The sequence below is a fragment of the Nitrobacter sp. 62-23 genome (assembly GCF_001897285.1).
GTDB lineage: Bacteria > Pseudomonadota > Alphaproteobacteria > Rhizobiales > Xanthobacteraceae > Nitrobacter.
Window position 1 is genome coordinate 1 of sequence record NZ_MKSM01000017.1, and the last position, 20,819, is coordinate 20,819.

19 protein-coding genes are annotated in these 20,819 nt (G+C 61.9%); 10 read left to right on the forward strand and 9 right to left on the reverse strand.

The annotated features are described in order from the left end of the window. From BGO16_RS01945 to BGO16_RS01955, 3 genes are all read right to left on the reverse strand, one after another. On the reverse strand, positions 1-809 hold an 809-nt coding region (locus BGO16_RS01945; protein ID WP_292616751.1), incomplete at its 3' end, for a homoserine dehydrogenase. Positions 810-911: 102 nt separating this feature from the next. Further along, positions 912-2,129 (reverse strand): LL-diaminopimelate aminotransferase, encoded by a 1,218-nt coding sequence (locus BGO16_RS01950; RefSeq protein WP_292616754.1) that lies wholly within the window; start codon positions 2,127-2,129, stop codon positions 912-914. Between the two features lie 435 nt (positions 2,130-2,564). Next, on the reverse strand, positions 2,565-2,885 hold the full coding sequence (locus BGO16_RS01955) for a hypothetical protein (protein WP_292616756.1): 321 nt from the start codon (positions 2,883-2,885) through the stop codon (positions 2,565-2,567). A 267-nt stretch (positions 2,886-3,152) separates the two neighbouring features. Here BGO16_RS01955 and phaC point away from each other — a divergent pair, with 267 nt between their 5' ends. The 4 genes from phaC (at position 3,153) to BGO16_RS01975 (ending at position 9,730) form a co-directional block, all read left to right on the forward strand. Then, positions 3,153-4,964, forward strand: a complete 1,812-nt coding sequence (gene phaC / locus BGO16_RS01960) for a class I poly(R)-hydroxyalkanoic acid synthase (RefSeq protein WP_292616758.1) — start codon at positions 3,153-3,155, stop codon at positions 4,962-4,964. Positions 4,965-5,345: 381 nt separating this feature from the next. After that, the gene (locus BGO16_RS01965; RefSeq protein WP_292616760.1) at positions 5,346-5,876 is read left to right on the forward strand and encodes a sigma-70 family RNA polymerase sigma factor; all 531 of its coding nucleotides are present in this window, start codon (positions 5,346-5,348) and stop codon (positions 5,874-5,876) included. A gap of 115 nt (positions 5,877-5,991) precedes the next feature. Further along, a complete protein-coding gene (locus tag BGO16_RS01970; RefSeq protein ID WP_292616762.1) occupies positions 5,992-7,014 on the forward strand; it encodes a FecR domain-containing protein in 1,023 nt (340 codons plus the stop codon). Between the two features lie 106 nt (positions 7,015-7,120). After that, positions 7,121-9,730 carry a TonB-dependent receptor gene (locus BGO16_RS01975; protein WP_292616764.1) on the forward strand — a complete coding sequence of 870 codons (2,610 nt, stop codon included), beginning with the start codon at positions 7,121-7,123 and terminating at the stop codon, positions 9,728-9,730. A gap of 165 nt (positions 9,731-9,895) precedes the next feature. Here the strand turns inward: BGO16_RS01975 and argC are convergent, their stop codons facing one another. Beyond that, entirely contained in the window at positions 9,896-10,894 is a 999-nt protein-coding gene (argC, locus tag BGO16_RS01980) for an N-acetyl-gamma-glutamyl-phosphate reductase (protein ID WP_292616766.1), read from the reverse strand. A gap of 61 nt (positions 10,895-10,955) precedes the next feature. Beyond that, a complete protein-coding gene (locus BGO16_RS01985; RefSeq protein WP_292616768.1) occupies positions 10,956-11,486 on the reverse strand; it encodes a DedA family protein in 531 nt (176 codons plus the stop codon). Positions 11,487-11,644: 158 nt separating this feature from the next. On the opposite strand from BGO16_RS01985, the gene BGO16_RS01990 reads away from it, so the two are divergent. The 4 genes from BGO16_RS01990 (at position 11,645) to BGO16_RS02005 (ending at position 15,142) form a co-directional block, all read left to right on the forward strand. Next, a complete protein-coding gene (locus tag BGO16_RS01990) occupies positions 11,645-12,007 on the forward strand; it encodes a hypothetical protein (RefSeq protein ID WP_292616771.1) in 363 nt (120 codons plus the stop codon). A 178-nt stretch (positions 12,008-12,185) separates the two neighbouring features. Continuing rightward, complete coding sequence (parE, locus tag BGO16_RS01995) at positions 12,186-14,183, forward strand: DNA topoisomerase IV subunit B (protein ID WP_292616789.1); 1,998 nt, start codon at positions 12,186-12,188, stop codon at positions 14,181-14,183. A 183-nt stretch (positions 14,184-14,366) separates the two neighbouring features. Next, positions 14,367-14,768, forward strand: a complete 402-nt coding sequence (locus BGO16_RS02000) for a VOC family protein (protein WP_292616774.1) — start codon at positions 14,367-14,369, stop codon at positions 14,766-14,768. A gap of 167 nt (positions 14,769-14,935) precedes the next feature. Beyond that, positions 14,936-15,142 (forward strand): hypothetical protein, encoded by a 207-nt coding sequence (locus tag BGO16_RS02005; protein WP_292616776.1) that lies wholly within the window; start codon positions 14,936-14,938, stop codon positions 15,140-15,142. A gap of 33 nt (positions 15,143-15,175) precedes the next feature. On the opposite strand, the gene BGO16_RS02010 is transcribed toward BGO16_RS02005, so the two are convergent. After that, positions 15,176-16,414, reverse strand: a complete 1,239-nt coding sequence (locus BGO16_RS02010; protein WP_292616778.1) for an FAD-dependent oxidoreductase — start codon at positions 16,412-16,414, stop codon at positions 15,176-15,178. A gap of 300 nt (positions 16,415-16,714) precedes the next feature. Here BGO16_RS02010 and BGO16_RS02015 point away from each other — a divergent pair, with 300 nt between their 5' ends. Next, on the forward strand, positions 16,715-18,184 hold the full coding sequence (locus tag BGO16_RS02015) for a DEAD/DEAH box helicase (RefSeq protein WP_292616781.1): 1,470 nt from the start codon (positions 16,715-16,717) through the stop codon (positions 18,182-18,184). Between the two features lie 399 nt (positions 18,185-18,583). After that, on the forward strand, positions 18,584-19,624 hold the full coding sequence (locus tag BGO16_RS02020; RefSeq protein ID WP_292616791.1) for a GGDEF domain-containing protein: 1,041 nt from the start codon (positions 18,584-18,586) through the stop codon (positions 19,622-19,624). A gap of 77 nt (positions 19,625-19,701) precedes the next feature. On the opposite strand, the gene BGO16_RS02025 is transcribed toward BGO16_RS02020, so the two are convergent. The 3 genes from BGO16_RS02025 to BGO16_RS02035 form a co-directional block, all read right to left on the reverse strand. Next, positions 19,702-20,103, reverse strand: coding sequence for an iron-sulfur cluster assembly accessory protein (locus tag BGO16_RS02025; protein ID WP_292616783.1), 402 nt, complete (start codon positions 20,101-20,103; stop codon positions 19,702-19,704). A gap of 58 nt (positions 20,104-20,161) precedes the next feature. Beyond that, positions 20,162-20,542, reverse strand: a complete 381-nt coding sequence (locus BGO16_RS02030; protein ID WP_292616785.1) for an SUF system Fe-S cluster assembly protein — start codon at positions 20,540-20,542, stop codon at positions 20,162-20,164. After that, positions 20,539-20,819, reverse strand: a 281-nt coding sequence (locus BGO16_RS02035; protein WP_292616787.1) for an aminotransferase class V-fold PLP-dependent enzyme, incomplete at its 5' end; no start/stop codon positions are given. The genes BGO16_RS02035 and BGO16_RS02030, both read right to left, overlap by 4 nt.

A 20,819-nucleotide genomic window follows, 5' to 3' on the forward strand; every position in this document is an offset into this window, starting at 1 on the left:
ACCATGGTCGGATGCACCCGCTGCTCGATGCCCTTGGCGGTGCGCACCGCGACGCCGAGCAGCTTGACACGGTAGCCAAGTTCTTCCGCCGCACGAAGGTCCTCCGGCGCGATCGACGAGATGCCTTCGACATAGACAGCGCTCTGCGCGACGCGGGTGCCGAAGGCGAGGCTCGCCAGGATCGACAGCTTCTGCGCGGTGTCGTGACCGTCGACGTCGAACGACGGATCGGCCTCGGCGTAGCCGAGACGCTGGGCCTCCTTGAGACACTCGGCGAACGACAGGTTTTCCCGCTCCATCCGCGTCAGGATGTAGTTGCAGGTGCCGTTGAGGATGCCGTAGACGCGGTTGATCGTGGTGCCTGCAAGTCCTTCCCGCAGGGTCTTGATGACGGGAATGGCGGCGCCGACAGCGGCCTCGTAGTTCAACGCGCCGCCGTGTTGCTCGGCGAGAGCGGCGAGCCGCAGGCCATGCTTGGCGATCAGCGCCTTGTTGGCCGTCACCACCGACTTGCCCGATTTCAGCGCCGCCTCGATCGCCGATTGCGCCGGGTCGCCCGCACCGCCCATCAACTCGACGAAACAGTCTATGTTTGGATCGTTCGCCAGCGCGAGTGCGTCCTTGGCCCACGCAATGCCGCGGAGGTCGACATCGCGCTTCTTGGTCTTCGAGCGCGCGGCGACAGCGGCCACGCGCACGCCACGCCCACAGCGCGCCGACAGGATGCGGCCCTGCTGCTCGATAAGGCGAACGACGGCGGACCCCACGGTGCCGAGCCCCGCAATGCCCACTTTCAGGGGTGCGACCATAAAGGAAACCTGCTGGAAAACCGGTGTTGCAAGGAAGCGATCAAGGAACGATCAAGGCACGATCCGGCCCGACAGGCCGCAAGGCCGTCCCCGAACCGGCGCCTATCGCCGGTTGGCGAGAGGAACCACGTTGTGCAACGTTTCGATGCCGCTTTCAAGGAAGTGGCGGACGCCGCGGGCGGCCTGGCGGATTCTCTGTTCGTTTTCCACCATGGCGATGCGGACATAACCCTCGCCGTGCTCGCCGAAGCCGACGCCAGGCGAAACCACGACCCCGGACTTCTCGACCATCAGGGTGGAGAACTGCATGCTGCCGAGATCGCGGAAGCGTTCGGGCAGCGGCGCCCATGCGAACATCGAGGCCTGCGGCGGCGGGATCACCCATCCGGCGCGGCCGAAGGATTCAACCAGCGTGTCGCGACGCTTGCGATAGGTGTCGCGCATCTCGCGAATGCAGGTGTCCGGACCATTCAGGGCCGCCGTCGCCGCCACCTGGATCGGCGTGAACGCGCCGTAATCCAGATAGGACTTCACCCGCGCGAGCGCGGCGATGATGCGTTCGTTGCCGACCGCGAAGCCGATGCGCCATCCGGCCATCGAGAACGTCTTCGACATCGAGGTGAACTCGACGGTGACGTCGATCGCGCCGGGCACCTGAAGCACGGAGGGCGGCGGGTTGTCGTCGAAATAGACCTCGGAATATGCAAGGTCGGACAGGATGAAGATCTCGTGCTTCTTGGCGAACGCGACGAGGTCGCGGTAGAAATCGAGTCCCGCGATCTGCGCCGTCGGGTTCGACGGATAGCAGACGATCAGCGCGATCGGTTTCGGTATGGAATGGATAATGGCGCGCTCGCAGGCGGCGAAGAAATCCGGCCCCGGCTCCGACGGCACTGAGCGGATCACGCCGCCCGCCATCAGAAAGCCGAATGCGTGAATCGGATAACTCGGGTTCGGGCATAGCACGACATCGCCCGGCGCGGTGATCGCCTGGGCGACATTCGCGAAACCCTCCTTGGAGCCGAGCGTGGCCACTATCTGGGTATCGGGATTGAGCTTCACCCCGAACCGACGGGCATAATAGCCGGCTTGCGCCTTGCGCAGGCCGGTGACGCCGCGCGAGGCGGAATAGCGGTCGGTCTTGGGCTTGCCCAGGGTTTCCTTGAGCTTCTCGATGACATGAGGCGGCGTCGGCAGGTCCGGATTGCCCATGCCGAGGTCGATGATATCGGCTCCGGCGTTCCGTGCGGCCGCCTTGGCGCGATTGATCTGTTCGAACACATAAGGCGGCAGACGGCGGATACGATAAAACTCTTCCATGGCTCCTGGCTCCGGGCCGGATTTGACGGGCGATCGGCACAAGGACTACCTCGCCGACCTGACGGTTCCACGCGTACTCTCGTGCTTGAATTGCGGCAGTCTATAGCGTTTTCGAGCGAAGTGGAATCCGGTTCGCGTGAAGAAAACGCGTCAAATCAAGAATCTAGTGGGCAAGAATCTAGTGGGGGGTTTGACATTCGCTCCCACCTGCTGCGGGCGCGCGACGCGAATGTCAAACCCAAAACTCCACTAGAAACTTATAGTTGCTAGTGGTCCCGTGGTTCCAACATTCGCAAAAAGCATCTGTTGAAACAGGGTACGAATGTTAAAACCGGACCACCAGAGTTTCCATCGTTTCCGTGGAACGGTGAAAAGCTCCAACACAAACGCCCTGCTCCACCGGCACGTCGCATCCTGCGCGGACGGATGCGCGGCCTATCTGGGGTCCGAGGTCTGGGCCGACTGGGACTGGTGCTCGCGCGCGGCGATCAATTCCTTCTCGACCCTGGCCTGTTCGGCGGAGTCCATCGCCGCCTGGTCTCTCGGCGCGGGAACGTCGTGCACGGCAGGATAGTCCGGCACCTCGGCCGCCCGTTCCGGCGCATCCGGCGAACTCCCGAAAGGCAAATCCGCAATCGACGTCGAGCAACCGCCGAGCGACAGCGTCAGCAGCACCAACGTGGCGGCGCCGGCCATCGCGCAGCCTCTCCATTCGCGCGCCTGTCTGCTGGATGCTGTCGACCCGGACGCGCTCACGTCTCCATCCGAACCTGCGGCATCATGATGCGTTTGCTTCATAAGATCGAATCGCACGCTTAGACTCAATTATCGCCCGGGAACGCCAAAGCCGCTATCGCCGGCCCGGCGTCCTTAAGCCAGTTCATCGGGGCTCATATATGGCCGCATAAAGATGTTTTGTCGCACCGCAACACATCGAAACCGGCAATGCTCCCCAGATTATGCCATGATCGCTGCCCGCCTCGCGCGGGACGGAATTTTTAACGAACCCTCAGGTGTGCGGCCATGAGCGAGTTACCTGTCGAGACCAAGGCCGAGGCCGAGCCCCGGTTCGACCCGGACACCTTCGCGATGAACCTCGCCAATGCGATGGAAAGCGGCGGCAAGGCGCTGGCTGCCTACCTCAAGGCGCGTGAGGGCGGAGAGGCGAGCGACGACCGGCCGAACGAGTTCGCCGAGTTGATCAGGACCATCAGCACGGTGGCGGAATACTGGCTGTCGGACCAGAGCCGCGCGGTCGAATTGCAGGCGAAACTCGGCAAGGCCTATCTGGACCTCTGGGGCTACGCCGCGCGCCGCCTCGCCGGCGAGGAGATCAAGCCAGCCGTTGAGCCGGCGCCGCGCGACAAGCGTTTCACTGATCCGGAATGGCGATCGAACCAGTTCTTCGATTTCGTCATGCAGGCGTATCTGCTGACGACAAAATGGGCCAACGAGCTGGTGCGCGACGCCAAGGGCCTTGATCCGCACACCCGCAAGAAGGCCGAGTTCTATACCGCGCAGCTCACCAACGCGATGTCGCCGTCGAACTTCGTGATGACCAATCCGGAGGTGCTGCGCGAAACCTTCGCCTCGAACGCCGCCAATCTCGCGCGCGGCATGAAGATGCTGGCGGAGGACATCGCGGCCGGCCACGGGGTGCTGCGTATCCGCCAGTCCGACTCCAGCCACCTTGAAGTCGGCATCAACATGGCGACGACGCCGGGCAAGGTGATCTACCAGAATGAACTGATGCAGTTGATCCAGTATTCGCCGAACACCGGAACGGTGCTGCGAACGCCGCTCCTGATCGTGCCGCCGTGGATCAACAAGTTCTACATCCTCGACCTCAGGCCGGAGAAGTCCTTCATCAAGTGGTGCGTCGATCAGGGCATCACGGTGTTCGTGATTTCCTGGGTCAATCCCGACCGACGGCTCGGCGAAAAGACCTTCGAGGACTACATGAAGGAAGGCCCGCTGGCGGCGATGGACGCGATCGGGAAAGCGACCGGTGAGATGAAAGTGCATACCGTCGGCTATTGCGTCGGCGGCACGCTGCTCGCCGCCACGCTGGCGTGGCTCGCGGACAAGCGGCAGAGACGCGTGGCGTCGGCGACGTTCTTTGCCGCTCAGGTCGATTTCACCTATGCCGGCGATCTCATGGTGTTCGTGGACGAGGACCAGATTTCCGCGCTTGAACGCGACATGAAACAGGCGGGGGTTCTGGAAGGCAGCAAGATGGCCATGGCCTTCAACATGCTGCGCTCCAACGACCTGATCTGGTCCTATGTCGTCAGCAACTACCTCAAGGGCAAGACGCCGCCGGCCTTTGATCTGCTGCACTGGAATTCGGACGCGACGCGGATGCCCGCAGCCAACCATTCCTATTATCTGCGCAACTGCTATCTGGAAAACCGTCTGTCGACCGGCTCGATGGTGCTCGACAACACCCTGCTCGATCTCTCGAAGGTCAAGGTGCCGGTGTATAATCTGGCGACCCGCGAGGATCACATCGCGCCGGCGGAATCGGTGCTGTACGGTTCGCGCTTCTTCGGCGGCCCGGTGCGCTACGTGCTGTCTGGATCCGGGCACATCGCCGGCGTCATCAATCCGCCGTCGCTCGGCAAATACCAGTACTGGACTAGCGATGCCATCGCCCACACCACGCTGACCGAGTGGATGAAGAGCGCGCAGGAACACAAGGGCTCGTGGTGGCCGGACTGGCACGCCTGGCTGCGCGGCATCGACGCCGAAATGGTCTCCGCCCGCGAGGTTGGCACCGACGCGCTGCCGCCGATCGAGGACGCGCCCGGCAGCTACGTGCGCGTGCGGGCGTGAGCCGCGAAGCGACTCCGTGACGCGAAATGTCCCGCCGGTTTGCATGCGGACATGCCGTGGGCGGAAACGCGGAACGCCCTCCTCAGATCATGACCGAACGTGTTCGCTCCAACATCACCTCCATAAAGGTGGCGATGTCGGCGCATCCATTGGGCGAGGACGTCTAGATTTGTTCTAATATATTGCCATTGTACGGCAACTCGCGATTGGTTATGCGAAACCGCATCGGCCTCGTCTCGATCGAGGGGGCGAATGTATCGTGAGCATGCTTTCGCAATTGTTTCCTCGCACCGCAAAGCTGAGATCATCGCTGCCCGCGCCGTTTCCACGGTTTGAAGGCGAATCCGATTCCCTATTGCGAAGGTCCGGAAAGAGGCGGGGATGGCCGGGTCCCTGAACGCCGCGTTCCTGCTGCATCGACGATCCCTGATGTGGAGCGTGATGCGGATCGTGCGCGACCCTCAGACGGCCGAGGATCTCGCCCAGGAGACATACCTCCGGGCCGCGCGCGCTGCCGAGAGCGGACCGATCGAACATCTCGAAGCCTTCCTGTACCAGACGGCGCGCAACCTGGCGCTGGACCACCTGCGACGGCAGAAAACGCGAGGCAGCGTTCAGGTCGATGGCCTCTACACCGCAGAGGTCGAGAAAGTCCCGGCGCATATCCCGACGCCGGAAGCGGCGATCATCGAACGCGAGCGGTTTCACCGGTTTCGACAGGCCCTGAGCGCGCTTCCGGAACGGGCGCAGACCGTCGTCGTGCTCAGTCGCATCGAAGGATGGCCGAACGGACAGATCGCAAGGCATCTTGGCGTCTCAGAACGTACAGTCTTCAATGACCTCAAGCTGGCGATGGCGCATTGCAGTGACGCGCTCCGCTGCCTTGACGGTGCCGGGAAGATATCTCGATAGCAGGTCGGACCGCTTCCCGAACCTCATGCGTCGTCGCGGGCTCCCATGGTTTTGCCGGATTCCGGTCAACCGGACGTCTCTGCTATAAGAGCCCGCGATACGACACGACGACAGGATGATCCGAGTGGGACAGGAAGGCGCAGAAGACGACAAAGCCGGAGAGGCTTCCGCCTATCCGGACCCGATTGTCGACGAAGCGCTTGAATGGCTCGCGCGCCAGCAGAATGCGCCGCTGGCGCGAGCGGACCAGCAGCAATTCCAGGAATGGCTGCGGCGCAGCCCGCGCCACGGCGAAGAGTTTCGTTCTCTCGAGGCGATGTGGGGCTCTCCCGAACTGAGGAAGGCGGCTGAAGGTCTGCCCGCGGCTGCCCGCGGCTCGATGGATCGACGCCGGTTGCTCCCGTCGGCGCGCCATCCTCGCACCCGATCGCTGCGTGGCGCCGCCGCCGCCGCCATTGTCATGATCGCCATCGGCGCGTGGCAATATCCGGCTCTGATGCTGCGGTGGCGAGCCGACTACATCACGGCGACAGGCGACCGGGCGAACGTCTCGTTGCCGGACGGCTCATTGATGCTGTTGAATACGGCTTCGGCCGTGTCGATCGATTTCAGGAATGGTCAACGACATGTGACGATTCTGGAAGGCGAAGCCTTCTTTGATGTGCGGCACGATCCGGCGCATCCGTTCCGCGTCGCGGGTCACTTCGGGGAAACCGAGGTGAAAGGCACCGCATTCGCCGTGCGGACCGAAAGCGATCGGGACACCGTCGTGCTCGAACGCGGCCGCGTCGAGGTCAGCCGCCTGTCGGATTCCGGCGATCACGTCGAACTCGATCCCGGCGAGATGGTGACGGCAACCGCAAAGGCGCTCTCCACCGTTGTCAGGCGCGACCCATCGGAGATTCTCGCCTGGCGTGACGGCCGCATCATCTTCGAGAATCAACGCCTCTCACGCGTGCTGGACGAACTGCGCCGCTACTACCACGGCATCGTCATCGTCGCCGACGGGCGGGTCGACGATCTCGTCGTCACCGGCAACTATCGGCTTGATGACGTGCCCGGCGCCATCGGCACGCTTGCCGATGCGGCGGGCGAAACCATGACCCGCCTGCCCGGCGGAATCATCCTGCTGCGATAACACCGGATTTTTTGCCGGATCGTCCCATGTCGAACGTCATCTGTTCGAGGGCGAGGCGCAGGCACGGCGCGTGACAAACCCTCGGGTTGGATCAGGGGGCTTGGGAATGGAGCAGGTGAACCGGAATGGCAGCGGCGGAGCGCGCGCCGACGGCATGACAAGGGGACGCCGTCTTTTATCGCTCCTGCTTTCGACAACGATTTTCGGCCTCGCCGGTTCGTTCAGCGTGGGCCCTGCGTATGCGCAACCTGCCTCGCGCCAGGCGGCGACATCCCAGCCGGTGAATTTCTCGATTCCCGCGCAGCCGCTGTCGTCGGCGATCAACGCGTTCATCCGCGCCACGGGCTGGCAGATCAGCTACTCATCGCAGCTTGCGCGCGGCAAGACATCGGTCGCCGTGGTCGGCGCCATGCCGCCATCGACAGCGCTGGAGCGCCTCGTTGCGGGCACCGGGCTCAGCGTACGGATCGGTGGTTCAGGTTCTGCCGCATTGGTCGGTTCGACCGATGCGTCGGCTGCGGCGCCCGCCGGCGCGATCTCGCTCGACACCATAGACGTGCAGGGCGCAACGTCGAGCGATCCCGGCAGGACCGAAGGCACGGGTTCCTACACCACAACCCAGTCTTCATTCGGCAAGGGGCAGACGTTGAGAGAGTTGCCGCAGACCGTCACGGTGATGACGCACCAGCGCATTCAGGAGCAGGGGTTAAAAACCCTGGAGGATGCGTTGGAATACACCCCCGGCATTACGGTCACGAAAGAAAGCTTAACGACTTCAAATTTTTATTCCCGCGGTTTCGAGATTACGAACTTCCAGATAGATGGCAACAGCCCATTGCTATCACGGTCAGTCACGCAGGTTTACGCTGGCGGCCTCAACACATCGCAACTTGATCTGGCAATTTACGATCGCGTCGAGGTGCTGCGCGGCTCCGACGCACTCTACGGCACATCGGGTGAACCGGGCGGTGCCATCAATCTCGTCCGCAAGAAGCCGACCAGGCAGCTCCAGATCAACGCGCTGGTCCACGGCGGGAGCTGGAATAATTATCGGGGCGAACTGGACGTCAGTGGCCCGCTTACGGAGAATGGCGCCGTTCGCGGCCGTCTTGTCGGCGTCTATGAAGATCGAAAATACTTCTACGATGTCGCCAAGAGCAACAAGTACCTGCTCTATGGGATCATCGAAGCGGACATAACCGACAGTACGATGCTGACCTTTGGCAGCGATGTCATGCGGGAGGACGGCACGACTATGCGCCGAGGTCTCCCTCGCTTCTCGGATGGCGCCGATCTGGCTCTTCCGCGCAGCACGTTTTTCGGTACGGACGACGATCGCTGGCTCAGAAATAGTAACAGGCAGTTCGTGCGTCTCGATCAGGAACTCGGGGAAAAATGGACCCTAGGCATCGAGGCATCGCGAGCGCACAGTAAGGTGAACGACAGACGTCTTGATTGGTGGGGCGCGATTGATCCGGTTACGTTCGCCGGCTTTCACAGCGCTACAGGACACGGCAGGCAATTTTTCCGCAGTGAAACACAGGACACGCTGGATGCCGTCCTGAAGGGATCATTCCACCTGTTTGGCAGAGATCACAAGCTGATCTTGGGAGCGAACACAAGCCGATACATGGCCGGCGTACAGACCAATTCGCGTATCGGAAGCAATATACCGATACCGAATATATTCGAATTTAATCCTGAGGATTATCGATTCAATGATCCCTATTTTCTAACGGGCAGAAGCAGAGATAAGATCACACAGAAAGGGGTTTATGGATCGCTGGCAGCGAAGATTGCCGACCCGCTCACACTCATCGTCGGAGGGCGGCTTAGCTGGTACGAATACCGTAATAATTACGTCAGCTATAATATAAATACGGGCGCGGTCACGAATACATCGTCAACGGGCTACAAAGACGACAACGTTCTTACTCCTTATCTTGGCTTGGTTTACGATCTATCGAATCAATGGTCGGCCTATGCCAGCGCTGCCGAGACCTATCAATCGCAGGCGACAAGCCTCAAGGGACCTCTGCCCGGCACGCCGCTGGGTCCGGTTACCGGACGCACTTATGAGGTCGGCATCAAGGGCAGCCTGCTCGACGGACGCTTGAACACATCGCTCGCGCTTTATCACATCAACCGCAACGGCGAGGCGGTGCGCGATCCGGCTTATCCACCTACACTCGGAGATCTGGGCAGCAACTGCTGTTATCTCGGTGACGGCCGCATTGTCAGCCGGGGCGTGGATGTCGAGGTCAGTGGCGAGATCGTCGCAGGCTGGCGGATTCAGGCGGGCTATACTTTCAACGACAACGAGAACAAGGCAGGCAACGGCCGCTACAGCACGATCACGCCCAAGCACATGTTCAAACTATGGACGAGCTATGATTTTCAAGGCCAGCTTGAAGGTTGGAAAGTCGGCGGCGGCGTGACCGCGCAAAGCTCATACTATCAGGAGGGCGAGGCGATAACGTTTAACCCTTCGACCGGACAATACGATGGTCCTGGGGTTCCCTTTAAGTTTACCGAGCCGGGCCGCGCGGTGGTCGATCTGTTCGTGCAATATAAAATCGATCAACATTGGACGATGGCCCTCAATGTCAACAACGTCTTCGATAAGAAATACTATCAAACTGTGGGGTGGACCGACCTCGGCAACTGGTATGGCCCGCCACGCAATTTCCTGCTGAGCGCGCGGGCCAGTTTTTAAGCGGTTCGCGTGAAGAAAACGCATCCAATCAAAATCATAAAACCCCGCTTCTGATTCCATCAGAAGCGGGCTCTATGTCCCGGCCATCCCTCTCTTTTTGTGGTCTTCCGAAGACATGGATGTCCGGCATAAAATCCGGGCAGACAGTTCCGCCGGGAGCGCGCTTCAATCCGCTCCCGCGTCGCTCAGCCCGAGCATCAGCCGCATGTTCTGCACCGCCGCGCCGGATGCGCCTTTGCCGAGGTTGTCGAGCCTCGCGACCAGAACGGCTTGCCGGTGCTTCTCGCTGGCGAAGACATGAAGCTCGAGCTTGTTGGTGCCGTTCAGCGCCTCCGGCTCGATTCTCCCGCCCTTCGTCGCGGCATTATCCAGGGGCATCACCGAGACATAGGCGCTGCCCGCGTAGCGCTTCGCCAGCGCCGCATGAAGCGCTGCGCCATCGGGTTGTCCCGGCAGCGTTTCGAGATGCAGCGGGATCGACACCAGCATGCCCTGCCGGTAGTCGCCGACCGACGGCGCGAAAATCGGCCGCCGCGTCAGGTTCGCATAGGTCTGCGTTTCCGGCAGATGCTTGTGCTCGAATCCCAATCCGTAAAGCTCGAACGCCGGCGCGGTCCCCTTCTCGAAACTCTCGATCATCGACTTGCCGCCGCCGGAATAGCCGCTCACCGCGTTGATGGTGACGGGATAGTCCTGCGGAATCAGGCCGGCGTCGGTCAGCGGCCGCAGCACGGCGATCGATCCGGTCGGATAGCAGCCGGGGTTCGCGACCTTGCGCGCTGCCCTGATCCTGTCCGCCTGATCCGGCGTCAGTTCCGGAAAGCCGTAGGTCCAGTCCGGCGCGACGCGAAACGCCGTCGAAGCGTCGAGCACCTTCGGCGCGTCCGCGCCCATGCCGTCGATCAAGGCGACGGTTTCCCTGGCCGCCTCATCGGGCAGGCACAGGATCACGAGATCGACCTCCCCCATCAGCGCGCGCTTGGCGGCCGGATCCTTCCGCTTGTCCTCAGCCAGGCTTTTGACGGTGACGTCGCCCTGCCGATCGAGCCGCTGGCGGATTTCGAGCCCTGTGGTTCCAGACGCGCCATCGACGAACACCGTCGGCCGGACGGCGGCCTTGCCGCTCGAAGCCGGGTTTTTCGTCGTGGTGTCTGCGAGAGTCATGGCGTCATCCTTGTGTCCCGCCTTGTAATCCAAACGCGGCGGCGGCGCGAGCGCCTCGCGTTCACACTGCGCGCCAGATCCATTCGACGATCCGCGAGATCAGGTCGCCGAACAGCAGCAGCACCGCCGACCACACCAGCGCAGAGGTCCAGTTGGCGATCTGGAAACGCCAATACGGCATTTCGAAAATTCCAGCGGCGAGCGGCACCGAGGCGCGCAGCGGTCCGAAAAACCGCCCGATGTAGATAGATGGGATGCCCCATCGCCGCACGAAAGCCTGGCCGCGCGGCAGCAGATCGGGATGGCGCGACAGCGGCCACATTTCCGCGACGCGATCCTTGAAGTGATAGCCGAACCAGTAGGACAGCCAGTCGCCGAGCGCCGCGCCGACGGCACCCGCGATCCACACCGGCCAGAAATTGACCTGCCCCGGCCCCAGCATCGCGCCGATCGCCACCAGCACGCCCCATGCCGGAACCAGCAGCGAGATGAAGGCGAGCGACTCGCCGAAGGCAAGCACCAGCACGATGGGAGCGGCCCAGACCTGATGATCGCGCACGAAGGCGATCAGATCGTGCGCGTAACCTTCCATCCCGCAGCCCTGTCATGTGCATGAATCCAGCGCTCCGGTTGAACCATTCCACTGGTGCAATCTCGAACGCGGCGTACAAAATGCTCCGCCGCCCGAAGATCGGCGTCACCCAATTTCGCCCCTCCTGATATATAGCTGAAAATCAAAGGATGAATGGCATGATTGCATCGACGATGATGCGCACCAGCGTCATGCTGTTGCTGCTGAACATGGTGAGTTTCCTGGTTGGGAGGTCGCCGGCGAACTTTCCAATCGCCTACGTCTACATCAATCTGGTCGGCGTCGTTCTGCTGTTCATGTTCGGTCTGTACTATCGGGTGGTTCCGGCAGCCAGGCAATCGACCGTGGCAAAAACACAGGGCTGGCTTCACATCGCCGGAGCCGTCCTGCTTCTGGTCGGCGCCGCTCTGCTGAACCCACTGGACGAAAGCACCGTTATCGTCTCCTTCATCGGGTGGCTGGTCGCCATCGTAGCCGTGGCGCTGTTCGCCATCATTGTGTTCCGGACTTCGCGGGACTGACGCTGCATGGAGCACCTTTCGGCCTGATCTCAGCGCGGCAATCTTCTGGCGTGGCCACACTTCCGACCCCAACCGTGGCATAGTCAGGGCCAGCGATTCGCAGGCCCGTTGCGAATATCTTACTTCAAAAATAACGAATAAGACATTGGCTAGAAATACAAAACCAAAAGACAGCGATCTGTTCGGCGCATCCCCCGCCCGCGTTCCCGCGCAGCCGCGCGGGTCCGGCGGCGAGGCCGGCTACACCGCCGCCGACATCGAGGTTCTGGAGGGACTTGAGCCGGTCCGCCGACGTCCCGGCATGTACATCGGGGGAACCGACGAGAAGGCGCTCCACCACCTGTTCGCCGAGGTGATAGACAACTCGATGGATGAGGCGCTGGCGGGGCACGCGACCTTCATCGTGGTAGAACTATCCGCCGACGGCTTCCTTACCGTGACCGACAACGGGCGCGGCATTCCGGTCGATCCGCACCCGAAATTTCCGAAGAAGTCGGCGCTTGAAGTCATCATGTGCACGCTGCATTCGGGCGGCAAGTTCGACTCCAAGGTCTATGAGACCTCCGGCGGCCTGCACGGCGTCGGCGTCTCCGTGGTCAACGCCCTCTCCTCGTGTCTCGAAGTGGAGGTGGCCCGCAGCCAGAACCTCTACAGGATGACGTTCGAACGCGGCCATCCCAAGGGCAAGCTGGAAGACCTTGGCCGGATCGCCAACCGCCGCGGGACCACCATCCGCTTCAAGCCCGACACCGAGATTTTCGGCGCGAAGGCCGCATTCAAGCCGCTGCGCCTGTTCAAGATGACGCGCTCGAAGGCGTATCTGTTCGGCGGCGTCGAGATCCGCTGGCGTTGCGCCCCCGAACTGCTCAAGGGCCTCGATGACGTTCCGGCGGAAGCGACCTTCCATTTTCCAGGCGGACTGAAAGACTATCTCGCAGCAGCAATCCACAAGGACACGCTGGTGCATCCCGACATCTTCTCCGGCAGGTCGGGGCGCAACGGCGCGCATGGCGGCTGCGAATGGGCGGTGGCATGGACCGCGGACGCCGACGGCTTCCTGTATTCCTACTGTAATACGGTGCCGACGCCGGACGGCGGCACCCACGAATCGGGCCTGCGCAGCGCGTTGTTGCGCGGGCTGAAAGATCACGCCGAACGCGTCGGCCATGGCAAGCGCGCAAGCTCCATCACCTCCGAGGACGTGATGGTCGGGGCCGCCGTGATGCTCTCGGTGTTCGTCCGCGAGCCGGAATTCCAGGGCCAGACCAAGGACCGCCTCGCCACCGCCGAGGCCGCGCGGATCGTCGAGCAGGCGATCAAGGATCCGTTCGATCACTGGCTGTCTGGCAATCCGACGCAGGCCAACAGGCTGCTCGATTTCGTGGTCGAGCGCGCCGACGAGCGGCTGCGCCGCCGCGCCGAGAAGGAAACCTCACGCAAGAGCGCGGTAAAGAAACTGCGCCTGCCCGGCAAGCTCGCCGATTGCACCAACACCGCGACCGACGGCTCGGAACTGTTCATCGTCGAGGGCGACTCCGCCGGCGGCAGCGCCAAGCAGGCGCGCGACCGCAAGACCCAGGCCGTACTGCCGTTGCGCGGCAAAATCCTCAACGTGGCCTCCGCAGGCAAGGACAAGGTCACCGCCAACGCGCAACTCGCCGACCTGATCCAGGCGCTCGGCTGCGGCACCGGCACCAATTATCGCGAAGAGGACCTGCGTTATTCTCGCGTCATCATCATGACCGACGCCGACGTCGACGGCGCGCATATCGCCTCGCTGCTGATCACGTTCTTCTACCGCCAGATGCCGCGCCTGATCGACGAGGGGCACCTTTATCTCGCGGTGCCGCCGCTCTATCGCCTGACCCACGGCAGCAAGACGGTCTATGCCCGCGACGACGCCCACAAGGAGGCGCTGCTCAAGAGCGAGTTCAACGCCAATGCCAAGGTGGATGTCGGCCGCTTCAAAGGGCTTGGCGAGATGATGCCGGCGCAGCTCAAGGAAACCACGATGGACCCGGCGAAGCGCACGATGTTGCGCGTGGTGCTGCTGGCGGACGATCGCGAGGACACGGCGGACTCGGTCGAGCGGCTGATGGGCACCAAGGCGGAGGCGCGCTTCGCCTTCATCTCCGACAAGGCCGAATTCGCCAGCGAGGAAATGCTTGACGTGTGAAAACATGATCCCGATCTGAACGGTCGCGCGCCAGCGCAAGTCGGAATTGTTTTCGGACAACATCGTGCTCGATCAACAGGATAAGGCCAGACCTTTTTAACGCGGTTGAATCAACTCTGGCGGCCAACCTGCGGTCACATTCGCGAGCGATCATCGCGCCCTTAACCGCAAGGAGGTCAGGCGATGGGCTCGACCGTGATCCCCGCGATGCGCTATCGCGATCCGCACAGAATGATCGACTGGCTGTGCGACACCATCGGCTTCACCCGAAAAGCCGTCTATGACGATGGAAGCGGCGGCGTCGCTCATGCCGAGCTCACGCTCGGGGATGGCATGATCATGCTGGGCTCGGCTCGCGACGACGACTACGGCAAGATGCAGCAGCCAGCCACGGCCGACCGCCCGGTGACCCAGAGCTCCTACATCGTCGTGCCGGATGCCGACGCCGTCTATGCGAAGGCCAAGGCCAACGGCGCCGCCATCGTTCTCGACATTTCCGACAAGGATTATGGCGGACGCGACTTCACCTGTCGCGATCCCGAGGGCCACGTCTGGAGTATTGGCACCTATAATCCCTGGACATGATCACGCGACCGCCGTCTCCGGCGAATGCTCGTGCTTCGGCCGCATATCTAGAGTCTCACCGTTTCATGGAAGCGGTGAAAGACTCTCCCTCTTGATTTGACGCGTTTTCTTCACGCGAACTGGATTCCACTTCGCTCGAAAACGCTTTCGTGGAATGTTGTGCAATAATGAGAATCGCGCTCCTTATTCTCGGCCTGCTCGCAATCCTGATCGGCCTTGTCTGGGCCGCTCAGGGCGCCGGCGTGTTTCCCTATCCGGCGTCGAGTCTGATGATCGGGCAAACGCAGTGGGTTTGGTATGGCGGCGCGGTGGCGGCCGCCGGCCTGCTGGCGGTTCTGCTGTCGCGGCGGCTGTATTCTGCTTCGCCGTCTTAAGATCGTTCTCGATTTAGCTCTGTAAAACGCGATTCACGCTTTCGGCGAATGGACATGTTCAGGCCGCACGCCGACAGCAATGAACTTCGCAGTCAGGCCCTGCAACCACGGCACCGCGTTGACGATGCGCGCGAACAGCGGCGGCTTGAACGGGCCGCTGCCGGGATTGAGCGCCGCATTGACGATGTTGTTCTGGACGATCACTTGCATGCCCTGCGTCATGCGCATCGGAAATTCGCGGCGGCGCTGGACGGCGGCGAGATCATCCTCGCTTACAGCGCCATCGCTCGCGAGCTTCTCCGCAAGCAGGTTCGCCGCCGCCACCGCATCCTGAACCGCGATGTTGACGCCGACGCCGCCGACCGGCGACATCGCATGCGCGGCGTCGCCGATGCAGAGCAGACCGGGCCGGGTCCACCGCTTGAGACGGTTCACGGCGACAGTGAGCAGTTTCACATCGTCCCAGTTCTTTACGTCCGCTATGTTGGACCGGAGCGACGGCGCCAGCGTGACCAGGTCGGAGCGTAATGCCTCGATGCCCCGCGCCTTGATCTCGTCGTAGTGTCCCTTGACGATGACGTAGGCGCATTGCCAATACGTACCGCGATCGAGCATCACCATCATCCTGCCCGCCTCGATGCGCGCGAACACGCTTTCGGTCTCGGCGCTTTTGCCGATGCGAAACCACAGCACGTCCATCGGCGCGCCGATCTCCTCGACCTCAAGCCCCGCGCTACGCCGAATGATGGAATGGCGTCCGTCGCAAGCGACCGTCAGGTCAGCCCTGATGTCGAGCGCACCGCCCGCGTCTGCGCGGACGCCCGCCACCCTGTCGCCGTCATGGATAAGCCCGACCGCCTCCGTGTTCATCATGATCCTGAGGTTCGGAAGGCGGCGGCCCTTGTCGCGCAGGAAATTGAGAAAATCCCACTGCGGCATGAAGGCGATAAACGGATGCTTCGCGCCGGTGCGGCCGACGTCAGCGATGCGCAAGCGGGTCTTGCCGAAGCAGGCTTCCAGCCTTTGCAATTCATCATGCGGCACTTTCAGGAAATCATCGATCAGGCCGAGTTCGTCCATCACCTGCATGGTGGACGGGTGTACCGTATCGCCGCGAAAATCGCGGAAGAAGTCGGCGTGCTTCTCAAGGACGATCGTATCGACCCCTGCGCGCCCGAGCAGATAGCCGAGCATCATGCCGGCGGGACCGCCGCCGACGATGCAGCAGCGCGTGGATATCGTGCGGTTTTCGCTCGGACGGGCTGCATCCATACTGATGTCCTCGTTAACCGAAAAATCCGGCAGGATGCAGAATATCTCACGGTCATTTTCGCCAGGTTCAAGCAGAAACGGCAAGGTTTTTCGCTATTTCCGCCGTTTCTGAATTGACTTTACGTATTTCCACCCTATGTTTCGCCGTAACGCGGCCCGGGATCGAAACGCGATTCCCAAGGTGAGCCGCCCGTCAGCGTTGCCAGAGCCCCCTTCGCTTCTTGAAAGCACGCCGTTAAGGGGTTGAGCGCGACAGCCTTCTACATTCGATTCCGGACGGCGGTGTCGATCAGAGGCTCAATGTCTTTTTCTCATCTTGGTTTGTCCGATAAAGTGCTGGCTGCGGTTGCGGCCGCAGGTTACACCTCCCCCACCCCCATTCAGGATCAGGCTATTCCCCACGTCCTGGCGCGCCGCGACGTTCTCGGCATCGCCCAGACCGGAACCGGCAAGACCGCGGCCTTCGTCCTGCCCATGCTCACGCTGCTGGAGAAAGGCCGCGCCCGGGCGCGAATGCCCCGCACGCTGATTCTGGAGCCAACCCGCGAACTCGCGGCGCAGGTGAAGGAGCAGTTCGACAAATATGGCGTGGGCCAGAAACTCAATGTGGCGCTGCTGATCGGCGGCGTCTCGTTCGGCGATCAGGACATGAAGCTGACGCGCGGCGTCGATGTGCTGATCGCGACCCCGGGCCGCCTGCTCGATCACACCGAACGCGGCGGCCTGCTGCTCACCGGCGTGGAGCTTCTGGTGATCGACGAAGCCGACCGGATGCTGGACATGGGATTCATTCCCGACATCGAACGCATCTGCAAGCTGGTGCCGTTCACGCGGCAGACCCTGTTCTTCACGGCGACGATGCCGAACGAAATCCGGCGCATCACCGACACCTTCCTGCACAACCCGGAGAAGATCGAGATTTCGAGGCCGGCGACCACGGCGGCGACTGTCGCGCAGTCGCAGGTCAGCTGTGGCCGCGAACCGCACGAGAAGCGTGAGTTGCTCCGTCGCCTGCTGCGCGAAGCCCAGGATCTCAAGAACGCGATCATCTTCTGCAACCGCAAGCGTGACGTCGCCATCGTCTGCAAGTCGCTCCAGAAACACGGTTTCAGCGCCGGCGCTTTGCACGGCGACATGGACCAGTCGGCGCGGACCGCCTCGCTGGATCAATTCCGCAAGGGCGAGCTGCCGTTGCTGGTCGCTTCCGACGTGGCCGCGCGCGGCCTCGACATTCCCGAAGTCAGCCACGTTCTCAATTTCGACGTGCCCTACCATCCCGACGATTACGTCCACCGCATTGGCCGCACCGGCCGCGCCGGCCGCACCGGCACCGCGATCACGATCGTTTGTCCCGCCGATTTCAAATCGCTCGCAGCGATCGAGAAGCTGACCGGTCAATCCATCCCCAAGGCGGATATCAAGACCGATTTTCCCGGCCATGAAGCTGGCGCAGGCGATGACAACAACGCCGACTCCGGCGCCGACACGGCGTCGACGGGCCGCCGCCCATCCCGATCCCGCCAGGCCCGCGACAAGGGCGGCGAGACCTTTGCCCGTGCCGGCAAGCGCGAGGGGCGCAAACCGCGCCGTTCCAGCAGCGATCACCAGAGACACGAAGCCCCGGCGGCGACGGCCGGCGCGCCCATGGCCGCGCCACAGCCGCCATCGATCGGTCGCGCGCCCGCTCCGCGCCGCGAAACTGTCTCCGAGCCGGCAGATCATTCTCACCTGCCCGCATTCCTGCTTCGTCCGATCCGCGCCCGCGGCTGAGCGTTTAGAGCATGATCCCGAAAAAGCCTGCGCCGGACTTGATCTTGGGTGACAACCGGTTTCCGGAAAAGATCATGTTCAATCAAAGAGATAGGCGGCGAATCTAATTCAACGCAGTTGAAGCGGACGCTAGAGCCTTTCACCGGTTCCACAAAACCGTGAACGGCTTCAGCTTCTTGATTTGACGCGTTTTCTTCACGCGAACCGGATTCCACTTCGCTCGAAAACGCTCCAGCGGCCTCCCCCGCCCGGCTCAAACAGCATTTACCGCGCGTAAACCCTCTGCCGCTAGGTTCCCGGCATTACTCTACGTTGATACTTTGTCGTTTGGGGCGACGATCAGTCGGAATCGTCGGCGGAGCCGCAGAAGTGGTTGAGCTGGACGAACATGAGCGCACGATGGCGTTCGCGGAGGTGGCGCTCGGCCAGATCCGATCGCTGCGACAAGCTGCGATCCCGCGCAACTATGAAATCTGGTACGTCTACGCCACCGGATACAATTCCGCGTTCAACAAGGTCATCAACGAGACTCTTGCCCGCAATGGCAAGCTGACCGAGTCCGATCTCGAACAGATCTACGAGAACTACCTCTCGCCGATCAGAACCACCGAGCGCATCGATAAGCTCGGCGGACGAGTCATCACCGAGATTGATGACGTGATGCAGCTTATCACCGACGCGCTCGGCATGACGGCCGGATTCGGCGACAGCCTGAAGGGAGCGGCCGAAAAACTCGGAATTGCCCACGACCGCGATCAGGTCAAGGCTGTCATCACCGCGCTGATAAAGTCCACCAATGAAATACAGGAAGCCAACAAGGCGCTGGAAAACCGGCTGGAACTCTCGAAGATCGAGATCAACAATCTTCAGCACAGCCTTGAAGCCATCAGGACCGAGAGCATGACCGATCCGCTCACCGGTCTCGGCAACCGCAAATATTTCGACCGCGCCGTCGCGGACGCGGTGACGCTGGCGCTCAACGAAGCCGGGTCGCTGTCGCTTCTGATGTTCGACATCGACCACTTCAAATCATTCAACGACAACTACGGCCACCTGACCGGCGATCAGGTGCTGCGGCTGGTTGCTATGTCGCTGAAGCAGACCATCAAGGGCCAGGACATCACCGCGCGTTACGGCGGCGAGGAATTCGCGGTCGTGCTGCCCAATACCAGGATACATCAGGCGGTAACTGTCGCCGATCACATCCGCCGCGCCGTGATGGCCAAGGAGTTGAAGAAAAAATCGACCGGCGAAATCCTCGGCCGGGTCACGATCTCGGTCGGCGTCTCGATGCTTCGCCGCGGAGATACCACGGACTCGCTGATCGAGCGCGCCGACACCTGCCTGTACGCCGCCAAGCGCAATGGCCGCAATCGCGTCGTTTGCGAAGCCGACTCGGAATGTTCATTTTGCGCCGACATCCAGGTGCAGGTAGCCTGACGTCCGCTCGATCGATGTAACCCAAGGGCTTCGCCGAAACTTGCGCCGCCAAGGGGCAGCGAGGGCAGCCCGAAACCTCAGCCGTCGATCTTGGCTGGCGTGAGTTGCACGGATTCGCCGCATCCGCAGGCCGAGACCTGGTTCGGGTTGTTGAAAATAAACTGCGCCTGCATTTTTTCGGACTTGTAATCCATCTCGGTGCCGAGCAGGTACAACACGGCCTTGGGGTCGACCAGAACCTTCACGCCCTTGTCCTCGACCACCTCGTCAGTCGGCCTGATGTCGTGGGCATATTCCACCGTATAGGACTGGCCGGCGCATCCGCCGTTCTTGATGCCGACTCGCAGGCCGACGATCGCCGAATCCGCGCGCGCCGCGAGTTCCTTGACCCGCGCTGCCGCGGCATCGGTCAGCCGCATCACCTGCGGGCGTGGTCTCGGTTTTGGCTTGGCTGCTGGTGTTGGCGTCATTTCTGTCATCTGGTCAATCCTGGAAGTAAATCAACCCTGATCATAGCACAGGCCGAAGGTAAAATCGTCACCACATATTGAGAACGAGGCGAGCCTCGTCGGTCATCCGGTCGGGCATCCACTGCGGTTCCCAGACGATGTTGACGTTCACCACCCCGACGCCGGGAACGCTCGAGACCGCGTTTTCAACCAGCGTCGGCAATTCGGCCGCCGACGGGCAGTTCGGCGATGTCAGCGTCATCTCGACGTCGACGGCGCGGTCATCCTTGATGTCGATCTTGTAGATCAGCCCGAGTTCATAGATGTCGGCCGGGATTTCCGGATCGAACACGGTTTTCAGCGCAGCCACGATCCCCGTGCCCATGCGTTCGGTTTCGTCCGGCGCCAGCACTGAACTGGTCTGCATGTGGCAGGTCTTGTTGACAACAATTTCGGCAATGTCGCTCATGCGAACAACTCCCGTGCCTTGATCAGCGCTCGCGCCAGATCATCGACTTCCTCGCGCGTATTATACATGCCGAACGAGGCGCGACAGGTCGCAGAGACGTTGAACCGCTCTAAAAGCGGCATCACGCAATGGGTGCCGGCGCGAACGGCGATGCCGGCGCGATCGATCACGGTGGCGACGTCGTGCGGGTGTGCGCCTTTCATCTCGAACGAGATCACCGGTCCCTTGTCGCGCGCGGTGCCGATGATGCGCAGCGAGTTGATCTCGCGCAGCCGCT